Annotated in this window: 17 protein-coding genes; 11 read left to right on the top strand and 6 right to left on the bottom strand. The window is 65.1% G+C overall.

Annotated elements, in window-relative coordinates:
* The first annotated feature begins 50 nt into the window (after positions 1–50).
* Complete coding sequence (locus A7X65_RS21265; protein ID WP_063688350.1) at positions 51–2792, top strand: EAL domain-containing protein; 2742 nt, start codon at positions 51–53, stop codon at positions 2790–2792.
* 24 nt (positions 2793–2816) lie between these two features.
* On the opposite strand, the gene A7X65_RS21260 is transcribed toward A7X65_RS21265, so the two are convergent.
* Complete coding sequence (locus tag A7X65_RS21260) at positions 2817–3077, bottom strand: hypothetical protein (RefSeq protein ID WP_063688348.1); 261 nt, start codon at positions 3075–3077, stop codon at positions 2817–2819.
* 256 nt (positions 3078–3333) lie between these two features.
* On the opposite strand from A7X65_RS21260, the gene rocF reads away from it, so the two are divergent.
* From rocF to A7X65_RS21240, 4 genes are all read left to right on the top strand, one after another.
* Complete coding sequence (gene rocF, locus A7X65_RS21255) at positions 3334–4311, top strand: arginase (protein ID WP_063688347.1); 978 nt, start codon at positions 3334–3336, stop codon at positions 4309–4311.
* 165 nt (positions 4312–4476) lie between these two features.
* A complete protein-coding gene (soxC, locus tag A7X65_RS21250; protein WP_063688346.1) occupies positions 4477–5748 on the top strand; it encodes a sulfite dehydrogenase in 1272 nt (423 codons plus the stop codon).
* Positions 5735–6277, top strand: coding sequence for a c-type cytochrome (locus tag A7X65_RS21245; protein ID WP_063688345.1), 543 nt, complete (start codon positions 5735–5737; stop codon positions 6275–6277). Before soxC ends, A7X65_RS21245 begins: the two co-directional genes overlap by 14 nt.
* A gap of 104 nt (positions 6278–6381) precedes the next feature.
* A complete protein-coding gene (locus tag A7X65_RS21240) occupies positions 6382–6666 on the top strand; it encodes a hypothetical protein (RefSeq protein WP_063688338.1) in 285 nt (94 codons plus the stop codon).
* Between the two features lie 6 nt (positions 6667–6672).
* Here A7X65_RS21240 and A7X65_RS21235 read toward each other — a convergent pair whose 3' ends face one another.
* Complete coding sequence (locus A7X65_RS21235; RefSeq protein WP_063688336.1) at positions 6673–7887, bottom strand: mandelate racemase/muconate lactonizing enzyme family protein; 1215 nt, start codon at positions 7885–7887, stop codon at positions 6673–6675.
* Between the two features lie 300 nt (positions 7888–8187).
* Here A7X65_RS21235 and A7X65_RS21230 point away from each other — a divergent pair, with 300 nt between their 5' ends.
* The 3 genes from A7X65_RS21230 to A7X65_RS21220 are packed head-to-tail and all read left to right on the top strand — an operon-like array spanning position 8188 to position 8825.
* Entirely contained in the window at positions 8188–8388 is a 201-nt protein-coding gene (locus tag A7X65_RS21230) for a hypothetical protein (protein WP_063688334.1), read from the top strand.
* Positions 8385–8579, top strand: a complete 195-nt coding sequence (locus tag A7X65_RS21225) for a hypothetical protein (RefSeq protein ID WP_063688332.1) — start codon at positions 8385–8387, stop codon at positions 8577–8579. Before A7X65_RS21230 ends, A7X65_RS21225 begins: the two co-directional genes overlap by 4 nt.
* 33 nt (positions 8580–8612) lie before the next feature.
* Entirely contained in the window at positions 8613–8825 is a 213-nt protein-coding gene (locus A7X65_RS21220) for a DUF6894 family protein (RefSeq protein ID WP_063688330.1), read from the top strand.
* Positions 8826–8890: 65 nt separating this feature from the next.
* On the opposite strand, the gene A7X65_RS21215 is transcribed toward A7X65_RS21220, so the two are convergent.
* The gene (locus A7X65_RS21215; RefSeq protein WP_063688328.1) at positions 8891–9139 is read right to left on the bottom strand and encodes a hypothetical protein; all 249 of its coding nucleotides are present in this window, start codon (positions 9137–9139) and stop codon (positions 8891–8893) included.
* Positions 9140–9742: 603 nt separating this feature from the next.
* Here A7X65_RS21215 and A7X65_RS21210 point away from each other — a divergent pair.
* On the top strand, positions 9743–9928 hold the full coding sequence (locus A7X65_RS21210) for a hypothetical protein (protein ID WP_063688326.1): 186 nt from the start codon (positions 9743–9745) through the stop codon (positions 9926–9928).
* Here the strand turns inward: A7X65_RS21210 and A7X65_RS21205 are convergent.
* Positions 9921–10130, bottom strand: a complete 210-nt coding sequence (locus A7X65_RS21205) for a DUF3606 domain-containing protein (RefSeq protein ID WP_063688324.1) — start codon at positions 10128–10130, stop codon at positions 9921–9923. The genes A7X65_RS21210 and A7X65_RS21205 overlap by 8 nt on opposite strands.
* Positions 10131–10243: 113 nt before the next feature.
* Entirely contained in the window at positions 10244–10468 is a 225-nt protein-coding gene (locus tag A7X65_RS21200; protein WP_063688322.1) for a hypothetical protein, read from the bottom strand.
* A gap of 226 nt (positions 10469–10694) precedes the next feature.
* On the opposite strand from A7X65_RS21200, the gene A7X65_RS21195 reads away from it, so the two are divergent.
* Positions 10695–11426 (top strand): Crp/Fnr family transcriptional regulator, encoded by a 732-nt coding sequence (locus tag A7X65_RS21195; RefSeq protein ID WP_063688320.1) that lies wholly within the window; start codon positions 10695–10697, stop codon positions 11424–11426.
* 18 nt (positions 11427–11444) lie between these two features.
* Here A7X65_RS21195 and A7X65_RS21190 read toward each other — a convergent pair whose 3' ends face one another.
* Positions 11445–12113, bottom strand: a complete 669-nt coding sequence (locus tag A7X65_RS21190) for a phytanoyl-CoA dioxygenase family protein (RefSeq protein ID WP_082885017.1) — start codon at positions 12111–12113, stop codon at positions 11445–11447.
* 251 nt (positions 12114–12364) lie between these two features.
* On the opposite strand from A7X65_RS21190, the gene A7X65_RS21185 reads away from it, so the two are divergent.
* On the top strand, positions 12365–13681 hold the full coding sequence (locus tag A7X65_RS21185; RefSeq protein WP_063688318.1) for an NRAMP family divalent metal transporter: 1317 nt from the start codon (positions 12365–12367) through the stop codon (positions 13679–13681).
* Positions 13682–13908 lie beyond the last annotated feature (227 nt).

Genomic DNA, 13908 nt, shown 5'->3' with positions numbered 1-13908 from the left:
GGCATAGGGGCGCACTCGGCGGCAAGCATCGCCGGTGCAGGGGAGCAAAAGTGAAACGCTATCGGCCGCATATTCTCGTCGCGATCGCGCTTGCCGTCGTGCTGTCCACCGGATGGCACGCCTCGCTTCGCAATGCGCTCACCGATCTGCGGTTCGCCTGGCAGTCGCGGGCGGCAAGCGGCAATGTCGTCGTCGTCGCCATCGACGCGCCCTCGATCGAACAGATCGGGGTGTGGCCCTGGCCGCGCCGGTTCCACGCCGAACTGTTGCACAGGCTCGAGGCGGCGGGTGCGCAGGACGTCGCCTTCGACGTCGATTTCAGCACGCCGTCGGATCCGGCCTCAGACGAGGCCTTCGTCAAGGCGCTTCGCGATGTCGGCGGCTCGACGATCCTGCCGTCCTTCAAGCAGGCGACGCCGAACGGCGGTGCGGTTCACGTCAATCGCCCGCTGAAGCCGTTCAGCAACCAGTCGTGGCCCGCCCTGGTCAATGTCGCGGTCGAATCCGACGGGCTTGTCCGTCGTTATCCGTTCGGTGAGAAATTCGGCGATGCCTTGGTCCCGTCGATGGCCGTCGTGCTCGCCGGACAGGACGCCGGCCGGCGGCCGCCGTTCCTGATCGATTTCGGCATCCGCGCGGCGTCCATACCGCGCGTCTCCTATGTCGACGTGCTGCGCGGCGATACCGCGACCCTCGACAAGCTCCGGGACAAGAAGATCATCATCGGTGCCACGGCGCTCGAACTCGGCGACCGCTTCAGCGTTCCCAATGGCGGCATCATCTCGGGGCCGGTTCTCCAGGCGCTGGCGGCGGAATCGATCCTGCAAAATCGGACGCTGCGCTGGACCTCCGACATCGGCATGGTGCTGGGCCTCGCCGCAATCTGTCTGATGATGATGTATTCGTGGCGCCGCCTCGCGCCGGGACTTCGCGTTGCAATCCTTGTCGCGGCCGGCGCGGCCGTCGAACTGACCGCGGCTTTCGTCCAGGCAAGATGGCCCCTGGTCATCGACACCTCGCTGTTCCACATTGCGATCATCGCCTATCTGACCGCGATTGCGCTCGACGAGATCGATTTCCGCAGCCTGTTGGGACGCATCGCCGAGAGCCGCTTTCATCGCATCGCGATGTCGCTCGGCGATGGTCTCGTCTGCACCGACGCGGACCACCGCATCACGGTCTGGAATCCCGGCGCGAGCGCGATCTTCGGCTATATGCCGGCCGAGATCATCGGCCGCCCCTTCGAAACGCTCTGTGCCGTGCCGGCGAACGGCGAGGCGCGGCCGTCCATGGGCGACGCCGCCCGCCAGGCGCTTTTGGTCCCGGGCGGGGCCGTCGTCGTCGAGTTCGAAGGCCGGCGCAAGAATGGCGAGACCTTTCCCGTCGAGGCGAGCTTCTCAGGCTGGCAGGGAACGGATGGCTTCCAATACGGCGCAATCCTGCGCGACATCTCGGTCCGCAAGCGCGAAGCCGAACGCGTCAGGTATCTGGCCGAACACGACGCACTGACGGGCCTTGCCAACCGCAACATGCTGCATGCCGGCCTCGCCAGTCTGATTGCTGCGGCGGAGCGCCGGTCTTCCGACGTCGCACTGCTCGTGCTGGGGCTCGATGGATTCCAGCAGATCAACGACATGCTTGGACATTCGGCCGGCGATCTCGTGCTGCGGGCCGTCGCCGAGCGTCTCCGCAACGAAGTCGATGGCAAGGCGATCGTCGCCCGTCTCAGCGGCGACGAATTCGCCCTCGCGCTCGACGGCACGGAAGCAGGCGAGCCGATCGCGGAATTCGCCGAGCGCATCGCGCGCGCGTTCGAAGCGCCGCTCGTGACCGGCACACGTCAGCATCGGGTCCGGATCAGCATCGGCGTTGCGCTCTATCCCGACGGCGGACAGAATGCCGACGATCTCCTGAGCAACGCCCATCTGGCGCTGAGCCGCACGAAAGCGACTCGGCGGGGCAGCCACGTGATCTTCGAGAGTGCGATCCGGCAGGAGCTGGAAAACCGCCTGAGGCTGGAGAGCGAATTGGCGATCGCTGCGGATCGCGGCGAGTTCGAGCTGTTCTACCAGCCCCAGGTCCGCCTGGTCGACGGCAGCCTGGTCGGCGCCGAAGCGCTGATCCGTTGGCGCCATCCCGTGCGCGGCTATGTCTCGCCGGGTGAGTTCATGCCGGTGGTCAACACCTCGGCACTGTCAGAGCGGATCGCGAGCTGGGTGATGGAGACCGCCTGCCGGCAGGCGCGTGCCTGGGAATTGTCCGGCAACAGCGTGCGCGTCGCCATCAACCTTTCGCCGTCGCAGCTCGATGACGGCGATCTCGCGCATTCGGTTGCGGCGCTGCTCGAAGCGACGGGATTGACACCGTCGCTGCTCGAGCTCGAGGTCACCGAAGACATCCTGCTGCACGACGAAGGCCGCGTGCTGGATATGTTCAAGCGGATCCAGCAGCTCGGCGTGCGTGTCCTGTTCGACGACTTCGGCACCGGCTATGCCAGCCTCAGCTATCTGAAGAAGTTTCCGCTCGACGGCCTCAAGATCGATCGGTCCTTCGTGCTCGATCTGCTCGCCGATTCCGACGACGCCGCGATCGTCGGCTCGACCATCGGCCTCAGCAAACAGCTCGGGCTCTCGGTCGTGGCCGAAGGCATCGAGAACCGGGCCACGGCCGACTTCCTCGTCAGCATGGGGTGCGAGGAAGGGCAGGGATATTTCTTTGGGCGTCCAATGCCGGCGGACGCATTCGACCGGCAGTTCCTGGCGGCCGGGCAGGTCGCGGTCAGCGCCGCCTAGTTCGCCGGCTGTCCGGCAAGCTCGCTAGCGCCGGCGCGCCACCGCAACGCCGAACAGAAAGGCCACAAAGAGGCTCGCCAGAGGCGCTTCGCGCGTGATCGCGGCGACGGTCGACAGCGGTCGGCCGGGCTTGCGCGCTTCCTCGATCGCCAAGGTGAGGCGGTCGACGGCGGCGTGCAGGCCTCCGGCGACCTCGCCGATCGTGCGGGATACGTCGGTCGCTGCATCGATGGCGCGCTCGGCGACGCCGGGCTGGGGATTGGGCTGCGGTATTTCCGTGCTCAAGCTTGCGACCTCCGAAACCGACGATGGATGGAGGCCGGCACCTTTGGCTATCCGCGCGAGCGCTCGTTTTGAACAGCGGGTCTGACGACCTTTGGCTATCCGCGACAGGCGCCGTGATTTGACGGCGGGTGCCGGCCATGAATGGGCAATTCGGCGGGCGGGATTTTGTTCCGGACGGGGGGCAGCGATCCCCGTGAAACGACGGATGCGAATCTCTGTTAGGCTGGCGCAGCATTGCTGATCTCAGGAGACGGCCGTGACCGATCGGACCATGACGGATCGAGCCCGGCGTATCGCCTTGCTCGGTGCTCCCATCGACATGGGCGCCTCGCAGCGCGGCACACTGATGGGGCCCGCGGCGCTGCGTACCGCGGGCCTTGCGACACTGCTCGAGAGCCTGGATCTCGAAGTCGTCGATTACGGCGATCTCTCCGTGGCCGAGGTCGGCGACCTCGCCGACAGGCCGCCGGAAAAAGCCAATCACTACCGCGAAATCCAGCGCTGGACGCGCGTGCTGAGCCGGCGAGGCTATGAGATCGCGAGCACCGGTGCGCTGCCGATCTTCCTCGGTGGTGATCACACCCTGTCGATGGGCTCGGTCAATGCCATGGCGCGCCACTGGCAGGAGCGCGGACGTGAGCTGTTCGTGCTCTGGCTGGACGCGCATGCCGATTACAATACGCCGGAGACGACGATCACGGCGAACATGCACGGCATGTCGGCGGCCTTTCTGTGCGGCGAGCCGGGCCTCGACGGTCTGCTCGGCGATGACCCGCGCGCGTCGATTCACCCTGACAGGCTCGACCTGTTCGGCGCGCGTTCGATCGACAAGCTCGAAAAGGAGCTGATGCGCTCGCGCCGGATCAGGGTCGTCGACATGCGGCAGATCGACGAATTCGGTGTCGCGGTGCTGATCCGGCGTGTCATCGAGCGCGTCAAGGCATGCAACGGCGTGCTTCATGTCAGTTTCGACGTCGACTTCCTCGATCCCTGCGTTGCGCCGGGCGTCGGCACGACCGTGCCGGGCGGGGCGACCTATCGTGAGGCGCATCTGATCATGGAGCTGCTGCACGATTCCGGCGTGGTGGGATCGGTTGACATCGTCGAGCTCAATCCCTTCCTGGACGAACGCGGCCGGACCGCGCGCACCGCGGTCGAGTTGATCGGCAGCCTGTTCGGCCAGCAGATCACCGATCGCCCGACGCCGAGCAACGCGATCGCTCCGGGCGAATGAATCGGTGCGGCCGATGTTTGTGCGATGCAAGGAAAGGAACTGCTCTCGCGGCCGTCCGATTTAGATCAGCCCTGATCCAAATCGCCTGCTTTTGAAACGGAGGCGAATTGCAAATGCCGCCGCCGGACTGTTTCATGAAGGCTCAGCGCCAGCCGAGGGGCCGCCATGAGCAGCACGACAGATCCAGACAATGATTCCGTGTCGACCACACGCCGCCGCTTCCTGACAGCGGGCACCGCAGCGGCGGGAGGTGTCGTTCTCGGCGCGGGCGCTTCCGTTGCCGCAGAGGCGGACAATCTTCCGCCCAACGTTCCCGAATGGATGAAGGTGCCGGGTGAGCCGACGGGAGGCCAGCCCTATGGCACGCCGTCACCGTTCGAGAAGGGCGTCGTCAGGAACATCTCGAAGACTCTCAAGCAATACATCTCCGCGGCCAGCAGGACGCCCTTGCAGGAGCTCGACGGCATCATCACGCCGAACGGGCTGTTCTACGAACGGCATCATGGCGGTGTCCCAGCCATCGACCCCGCGCAGCACCGACTGATGCTGCACGGGCTGGTCGAACGCCCCCTGACCTTCACGGTGGACGATCTCCGGCGCTTCCCATCGGAGTCGCGTATCCACTTCCTCGAATGCTCCGGCAATCCCGGTTACAGCAAGCCCTATGGCAAGACGGCATCAGATCTCGTCGGCCTCGTGAGTTGCGCCGAGTGGACCGGCGTCAGCCTGAAGCTGGTGCTTCAGGAGGCCGGGCTGAAGCCCGAAGCCAAATGGGTGGTCGCGGAAGGGGCCGACGCTGCCGCGCTGACGCGAAGCATCCCGATCGAAAAATGTCTCGAGGATGCGATGCTGGTCTACAGCCAGAACGGCGAACGGCTCCGTCCGCAGCAAGGTTATCCGCTGCGGCTGTTCCTACCGGGTTTCGAAGGCAATATGAGCGTGAAATGGCTGCGTCGCCTGCACGTGACCACGGAGCCGGTTTACTCGCGCGAGGAAACTTCGAAATACACCGACCTCCTGCCCGACGGCACGGCGCGCGAGTTCTCCTTCTACATGGAGGCGAAATCGATCATCACCCGTCCGTCCGGCGGTCAGCGCCTGAGCGCGCCGGGCTTTCACGAGATCACGGGGATCGCCTGGAGCGGGCACGGCAAGATCGCGCGCGTCGAGGTGTCCGTTGACGATGGGAAGAGCTGGCAGGACGCCCGCTTGCAGGAGCCGGTTCTGACGCGTGCCCTGACGCGCTTCCGCCTGCCGTGGCAATGGGACGGCAAGCCCGCCGTGATCCAGAGCCGCGCCATTGACGAGACCGGCTACGTGCAGCCGACGCTGGCCGAGTTGCTCGCCGTGCGCGGAGAGAACTATTTCTACCACAACAACGCGATCTGGCCCTGGCGCGTCGCTGACACTGGCGAGGTGACCAATGCGCTGGCTTGAGACCTGCGGGATCACCGTCGCAATCGCGCTGTTGGCCTTCTCGAATGAAGCGCAGGCGCAGAGTCCGTACGGCATCGGGCGAGCGGCGACAGCCGCCGAGATTGCGGGGTGGAATATCGATATCGGCCGCGACGGCAGCAATCTGCCTGAAGGAAGCGGTTCGGTCAGCCATGGACGCGAGGTGTACGCTCAACAATGTGCCTCGTGCCACGGCGAGAAAGGCGAGGGCGGTCTGGGCGATCGGCTTGCCGGCGGGCAGGGCACGATCGGAACGCCAAAGCCGATCCGAACTGTTGGCAGCTATTGGCCCTATGCACCGACATTGTTCGACTACATCCGTCGCGCCATGCCGCAGAACGCGCCACAGTCGCTGAGCAATGAGGATGTCTATGCAGTATCCGCCTTCATCCTGAACCTGAACGGACTGGTGGGAGCGGATGCGATTCTCGACGCGAAGTCGCTGGCGGCCGTGAAGATGCCGAACCGCGACAGATTCGTCGGCGATGCTCGCCCGGATGTGAAGAGATGAACGGAGCAGGTTCCGCGCGGTGGCGCGGAACTTGCTTGAACTGAGCGGGGAACTCTGAGGGGCGCATTTGACTTAACCTGCGATAGGAAAATAGCGGACCCCTCATGACGACCGATCGTTTCGCGAACTCCATCTCCACGGCGCTCCGACATCCCGGCGTGATTGCGCTCATCGTGGCCGGCTTGACGATTGCAGCCATGCTGATCGTCGACCACGGCCCGTGGAGCCGCGCCAAGACACAGCCGGCCCATATCGCGATGTATGCGACGACGGGAGAAGCCGCACGCGCCGCCGGCGCTGCAGTGCTTCCGACCGATGCGAGGTCGCCGATCGAGCCGGCACGACCGGGGCCGAAGACATCCCCGGCCGTCAATCCCGTGACCCCGTAATCCCCGTCAGCCCTTGCGGCCGTAGTTGAGCAGCCCGCCGCTCGTCCTCGGCGGGTGCGCGCGCAATGCGTCCTCGTTCGGCTCGGTGCCCCAGCCTGGCCGGTCCGGAATGACGAGATGGCCATTCTGGATCTCGGGCTCATGGGTGAAGAGCTCGCGGTCCCAGGACAGCCGGTCGATGTCGATCTCCATGATGCGCAGGTTCGGTACGGCGGCGCAGAAGTGCGCGTTCATCATCGAGCAGAGATGGCCGTAGAAATTATGCGGGGCGACGTTGACCTCGAACGCCTCGGCGGCGGCCGCGATCTTCATCGATTGCCAGACGCCGTTCCAGGGTGTGTCGATGATCGCGACATCCATCGCCTGTTGATGGAAATAGGGCAGGAATTCGCGCAAGCCCAGCAGCGTCTCGCAGGACGAGATCGGATGCGGGCTTTGCCTGCGGATATAGCCGAGCGCTTCCGGATTAAAGCTGTCGATCTCGATCCAGAACATGTCGAGGTCGGCGATGGTGCGAAGGATCTTCAGATAGCCTTCGGTCTTGGCGTTGAAGTTGCAGTCGAGCAGGATGTCGACATCGGGGCCGGCGCCGTCGCGGATCGCTTCCAGATGCATGCGCAGGTCGCGCAGGATCTTGCGGTCGACGTTGATCTCCGGCGCAAAGGGTGAGCCGAAGCCGGGCCGCCAGCCGGTCGGCTTGCCGTCATCGTAGGAGAAGATGTTGGTCTTGAGGGCAGTGAATTTCTTCTCCCGCACCTCGCGGCCCATCGCCTTGACGCCGTCGAGGCTTTCGATCGGCGGCTTGTACCAGGAGGGATGATTGATCCGCCACGTCGCGCAATGCGACCAGTACACCCGGACACGATCGCGGATCTTGCCGCCGAAGAGCTCGTAGCAGGGCACGCCGAGGCACTTTGCCTTGGCGTCGAGCAGCGCGTTCTCGATGGCTCCGAGGGCCTGCGCCACGACGCCGCCGGCGGCCGGGCGGGTGGCGGCGAACAGCTCGGCATAGATGCGCTCATGCTGGAAGACGTTCTGGCCGATGACGCGGGCGGACAGACGCTGGATCGCGGCGCCGACGCCGGGCGAGCCAAAGCCCTCGTCGAATTCGCTCCAACCGACCACGCCGTCCTCGGTCGTCAGCTTGACGAAATGGTAGTTTCTCCAGCCGGCATCGCAGGCGAGGATTTCGAGGCTTGTTGCTTTCGATGATTTGGTCATGTCGCTCCCTGTCGCCCGGTGGGCCTTGTTCTTCTTGTGGCGGGCCGCAAGCCCGGCCCTGGCCGCAACTGTAAGGAAGCTGCCGACCGGCGTGAAGCCCGCTCGTGGCCGGACGGCGCTTCGGCCTCATCTGGTGCCAACGCCCACCTCCGCTCGAACTTTCGGGCGGGCCCAACAAATGATGGGGACTCTCCTGCGGCGGCGGCGTATGGTTGAGCCATCACCGCAAGGCCCGTGGCATCAATCGGTGATGAGAACGCCAGTTGCGCTCCCGCCCCACGCAAGCGAGGGAGCAGCGCCATGCTGAGGCGGCGTAGATTCAAGCAGATCAGAACACTCAACGAGCGGCTCGAGGACGAGGTGAAGCGTCTTCGCGACGAGGCGCGCGGGCTGCCGCCCGGGCGGCGCCGCGAAATGCTGCTGCGCAAGGCGCGGCAGGACGAGATGGCGATGCAGATCGACGCCTGGCTTCATTCGCCCGGCCTGAGGGCGCCGACATGACCCTGCAATACCGCGCCTATCTGGTCGGCGAAGACGGCGTATTCCGTTCCGCCGAGGCTTTCGAGGCACCGTCCGACGCATCGGCGCTGGTCTTTGCCCGGCAATTCACCCGGCAGGGCAATGTCGAGGTCTGGCAGCTCGATCGCAAGATCGGCCTGCTGAAGCAGCCGCCGCCGGCCGACACGGCCTAGGAACGACCGCGCCCGCCACCCGTTTCCGCTTTCATGGTGGAATACTCCTTCACGATCTCGAACGGGGAGGATTTCTCGGACACCGAGGACCTTCCCGACGACGAAGCGGCCTGGCGCCAGGCGCTTCAGACCGTGCGCGACATCGAGACGAGCCTTCGCCCCGGCGGAGGCCGGTGGTCCCTCGTGGTTGCTCGCGGGCAAAAGCTCATCTACCGGATCGAGGTGCGGGCCGAAAAGCTGGACTAGGCGGCACGCCATGTGACGGGGGCTGGCCGGCATCGAAACGGGCGTGAGCGACGGCATTAGGCCGCTTACTCCTCAGAGAGCTTCCGCTCGATATAGGCGTCGACCGTTTCGGCGAAGGAGCGCTGAACGCCGACCGCCGCAATATGCAGGTCGAGCGCGTCGCGCTGCAGCACGCGCAGGCCGCGCCCGCGGGCGCACACTGGTGCCGTGTTGAGAAATTGATCGATGGCGCCCTTGGCTTGCGGGATCGCCTTAGGATCGCCCCTTGCGATCAACAGACGCAGGAGGCTCTGGCATTCGGCCAAGCCGGGCATGGCTTCACCCCTCAGCCCTGCGATTTCGGCTTCGGCCGCTTGACCGGCTGGGTGTGGGTGCCGAACAGCGCCAACAGCAGCGCGACTTCTTCCTTCGAACCGATCTGGATCATGATTTTCTCCTTTTCGCTTCGTTGGTCGAGGCGAGCGGAAAAGGCGTTCAGGACAATCGGGTTTCAGGATTGTTTCAGCCGTGTTTCGTCGGAAGCGGCAGCGTGGGACGGGCGGTGAGTGGGTTTACGAAGCTCCTTCGCAACTTTCGAGAATGACCGGAGCAAGGAAGCGGCCCCGGCGCGCGACGGGGGCAGGTGGCGCCGGAGCCGCCATTCCAGCCGGCAATCGGCGGGATGCCGGCGCGAAACCAAGTCTCGCTGGAACCTGAAGGTTCCTAACGCCACTCAGGGCGTCTTCAGCTTGCGCTCCATCTTCTTCCGGCTGCTCCCGACCTTCTCGATCGCCGTTCTCGCCGGGCCGCGCCTTTCCGCATGAGGCCAACTTTATCTCAAATGCAATGGAGCGGATTCGGCCGAATGAAATCTGTTCGCGTCAGGCTGGGACATGTCGCCCGCGAGGGCGAAGTCGAAAGCTTCGGAGAGATCGTCGATGTATTACGCCGCCGCCGCATTGCTGGTGTTGTCGGGACTGTTCTACTCCGCGGGTCATCACGAGCTCGGTCAGTTCGGCGCCAACGTGTGCAGCTATGGCGGCACGTTCTGCGACAATCCCGCGGTCGTCTTCACCGGCGCGGCGCTGGCTGCCGCCTGGGGCATGTTCGTCAGCATCAAGTAGAGGATCGCGTCTCGGCCTCGCGCGCCTTGATCGCCGCCAGCTCCTTGCGGACGGCCGCGGCGGCATTGCCGACCTTGTCCACGGCCTTCTTCAGCTCCTCCTTCGACACGCCGAGCGCGTGCGTCCAGTACTTCACCTCGAAGGGCTCGTGCATGTTGATCTTGCTGCGGTCGGGCTGCTCGCGCTTCGTCAAACTGTCCATGTCTTTCCACTGTCCGTGTGGGTGATCCGCATTCTCGAACGGGAAAACGCGGCAATGCATCTGCCGTTCCGAGGCAACCGGTCGCACGGACTTTCATGCTGGAAGTGTGCAGCTCACACCCTCAGCCAAAGCATCGAGGCGAGCACGGCTGAGAACGTAAACAGGGCGATGATGGCGACTTTGAAAATCAGATCGGCTGCCAAGCGAGCCCCCTTTTCACGTCCGGCATCCGCGCCGAAGCGCGGATGGTCGCGATCCCTGTCTCTGGCCCCTGAGAGGCCGGCGAGCGTGTGACATGCCTTGGCCAAGACCACGAAACGGCAGCGCAACGGGCCCATCGCTGTTTCGTTCCTAATTTCAGGCGCACAAGGCGAAGAATGTTCGGCCACGCCGCCGGCGGCTCGATCGGCGACTTAACATTTGTTGTGTTGGGCGCTTTTGGAAACGCATCGTCCACAATGTTGCGAAGTCGCCGCGGCTCAATTTAACCTTTGTTATCAACAGCAAGGCCGCCTTTATGCTTTTTGACCCCCGACGCGCCTGGGGCGTGGGGGATCGAGTGACGTGACAAGCGACAGCATTTGGGCACCGCTGTTTCAGCGCCTGAAAACCACGACGGGCGCCGCCGACCAGGACCTGCAGGCGCTGGCGGCGTTGCCCATTGCCTTACGCAATTACCGCGAAAACCAGACCGTGCTGCGCGACGGCGAGCAGCCGAGCGAATGCTGCCTGATCGCCGACGGCTTCTGCGTGCGCTCCAAGACGATCGCGGATGGACGGCGGCAGATCCTGTCGATCCACATTCCCGGCGATCTTCCGAACCTGCAGAACCTGCACTACGGAACGGTGGACCACGACCTCGTCGCGCTGTCCGATTGCACGCTCGGGTTCGTCGGCCACAGGGCGCTGAAGGATCTGATCCGGGAGCGGCCGGGCGTGGCCGACCTGTTCTGGCGCGACACGCTGGTCGATGCCGCCATCTCCCGGGAATGGATCGTCAATGTCGGCCAGCGCTCGACCTACAACCGGCTGACGCATCTGATCGTCGAGCTGCGCGAGCGGCTTCGCCTGGTCGGCCGCGTCATCGACAACACCTTCGCCATACCCTTGACGCAGGAGCAGCTCGGCGAGGCCATGGGCGTGACCAGCGTGCACACCAACCGCATCCTGCGCGATCTGCGCGTCGACGGCGTGCTGGAGCTTCAGCGCGGCACGGTGAGGATCCTCAACGAGCACAAGCTGCAGGAGCTGGCCCAGTTTGACGGGCGCTATCTGCATCTGTCGCCGTTGTCCTGAGCTGCGCATCCGGCCCGTTCAGGGCGCAAACACCTCGCCGGTGTCCATGCGCACGTTGCGGATGGCGCGGCTCGCCTCCATCGCCGCGCGATGGGCGAGCGGCATGAAGCTGAGCAGCAGCGAACGCCGCCGCGCGCCGGAGCGGTTGCGGCCCGCGCCGTGCGGCAGATCGGCATCGAACACCAGAATGTCTCCCGCCTCGCCGGCCGTGACCAGGGCCAGTCTCTCGTCCGGCTCGCCGCGGTCGAGGGCGCGCGGGACGAGGCGCGTTGCGCCATTGTCCGGGCCGTAAGCGTCGAGGAAGACGAGCGCGGCCACGGCCGTCATGCCCGCGCCGTCGCGATGCAGCGGCTGGTGGCCGCCGTCCTTCAGCGGCTCGCGGCCCTCGACCTGCGCGAGAAAAAACGGTGCGCCCAACATCTGCGCGGCGGCGGCCAGCAGCGGCGGCAGGCGGCAGGTTCGCTGCACCGAGGGATCGAGATCGACGAGGGCGTGGCGCCAGCCGGCGCCCCGCGGAGCGGTCCATTGCTCGCCGCTCCCCACGCCCGCGTCGAAGGCAGCGCGCAACGCATCGCGCCACGCCGCAGGGACGGCGCCGCGCAGCAGCAGGTAGCCGTCATGGTCGAGCGCGGCAGCCTGCTCTGCTTGCAGCGGCGCAACCCTGGTTGGCAGCGGATGTCGGCTCATGACGTTGACTACAATCTAAACGTGTCGTTCGCAAGGGCGTCGCGCCACCACAGGCGATACAAGCAAAGCAAGAGCCGCGACCGACGACAGTGCGGGTGCGAAAGATTTTTGCAGGGTGCCGAACTACAGGTGTCCTTGTCCGACGTGCCGAAGCGATGACGGCGCGCGGGCATTCAAAGCGATACGGCGCAGGAACTTTGCGGCTAGGATCGCACTTGAGACGTGGATTCGAAAATTCCGGAAGGTTAGCCTTGTCGAACCGGCAGCAGCACCGCCCCAGCAACCACAGCGCCACAGACGCGCCGGAGAAATCCGCACCGTCGCTGCTGAAACGTCTCGGCCCCGGCCTCATCACGGGGGCGGCCGACGACGATCCCTCGGGCATTGCCACCTATTCGCAGGCCGGCGCGCAATTCGGCTACGGCCTGCTCTGGACGGTGTTTCTGACGCTGCCGTTCATGATCGCGATCCAGCTCGTCAGCGCGCAGATCGGCCGGGTCACCGGCAAGGGGCTGGCGGCCAACGTGATGCAGATCGCGCCGCGCTGGATCGTGCTGGGGCTGGTCTCGCTGCTCGTCATCGCCAACACCTTCAACATCGCCGCCGACATCGCTGCAATGGCCGAGGCGCTGTCGCTGGTCATCGGCGGTCTCAATCACGAGCACGCGCTGATCTTCGCGGCGGGCTCGACCATTCTCCAGGTGTTCGTGCCTTATCGCCGCTACTCGCCGGTGCTGAAATTCCTGACACTGGCGCTGTTCGCCTATGTCGCCACCGCCTTCACCGTGGAGATCCCGTGGAGCACGGCGCTGCTCGCCGCGGTGTGGCCGAAGGCGGATGTCAGCGGCGACTATTTCCTGATGGTCGTCGCCGTGCTCGGCACCACCATCAGCCCATATCTGTTCTTCTGGCAGGCTTCCCAGGAAGTCGAGGAGATGAACCAGGGCAAGCGCGACAAGCCGCTGCGCGACCTTCCGAGCGGCGGCGATCCCGAGATTGCGCGCATCAGGGCCGACACCATCGTCGGCATGCTGCTGTCCAATACCATCGCCTTCTTCATCATCCTGACCACGGCCTCGGTGCTGCACGCCAATGGCGTCACCAACATCAATTCTGCGACGCAGGCGGCCGAAGCGTTGCGGCCGCTTGCCGGTAACTTCACCTTCGCGCTGTTCGCGCTCGGCATCATCGGCACGGGGCTTTTGGCGATCCCGGTGCTGGCGGGCTCGGCGGCTTACGGCGTTGCGGAGATCTTCGGCTGGCGCGCCACGCTGGAGGCAAGGCCCGAGAAGGCGGTCGGCTTCTACACGATCATCGCGGCCGCCACCATCATCGGCTTCGGCCTCGGCTTTACCGGGATCGACTCGATTCACATGCTGGTGTGGAGCGCGGTGCTCAACGGCATCGTCGCCGTTCCGATCATGGCGATGATGATGCTGATCGTCGCGAGCGCCGCCATCATGGGCCGCTTCAGGGCCCGGTCGTGGCTGGTCGTGCTGGGCTGGCTCGGCACCGCCATCATGGCGCTGGCCGTTGTCGCCTTGCTCGGCTCGTCGCTGGTCGGCTGACTAGCCCTGCGACAGCGCTGCCGAGATCTGAGATGCGATGATGAAGGCCGCGAACACGGCCGGCACGCTGATGAAGCGCAAGAACTGGTCTACCGAAAGCATCGTTGTCTCCCCCAGAGACAAAAGCACCCGTGCCCGCCGCGCTACTCCACCCCGCGCGCGACGTGCTGATCGGCTGTCAGAAACAGATCGGAAATGGCGGCCCCGCTGATCGTGAGCAGCGCCAG

It is taken from the genome of Bradyrhizobium stylosanthis (genome assembly GCF_001641335.1).
GTDB lineage: Bacteria > Pseudomonadota > Alphaproteobacteria > Rhizobiales > Xanthobacteraceae > Bradyrhizobium > Bradyrhizobium stylosanthis.
The sequence above is the reverse complement of the archived record's forward strand: the minus strand, read 5'-3'. Positions and strand labels throughout refer to the sequence as shown.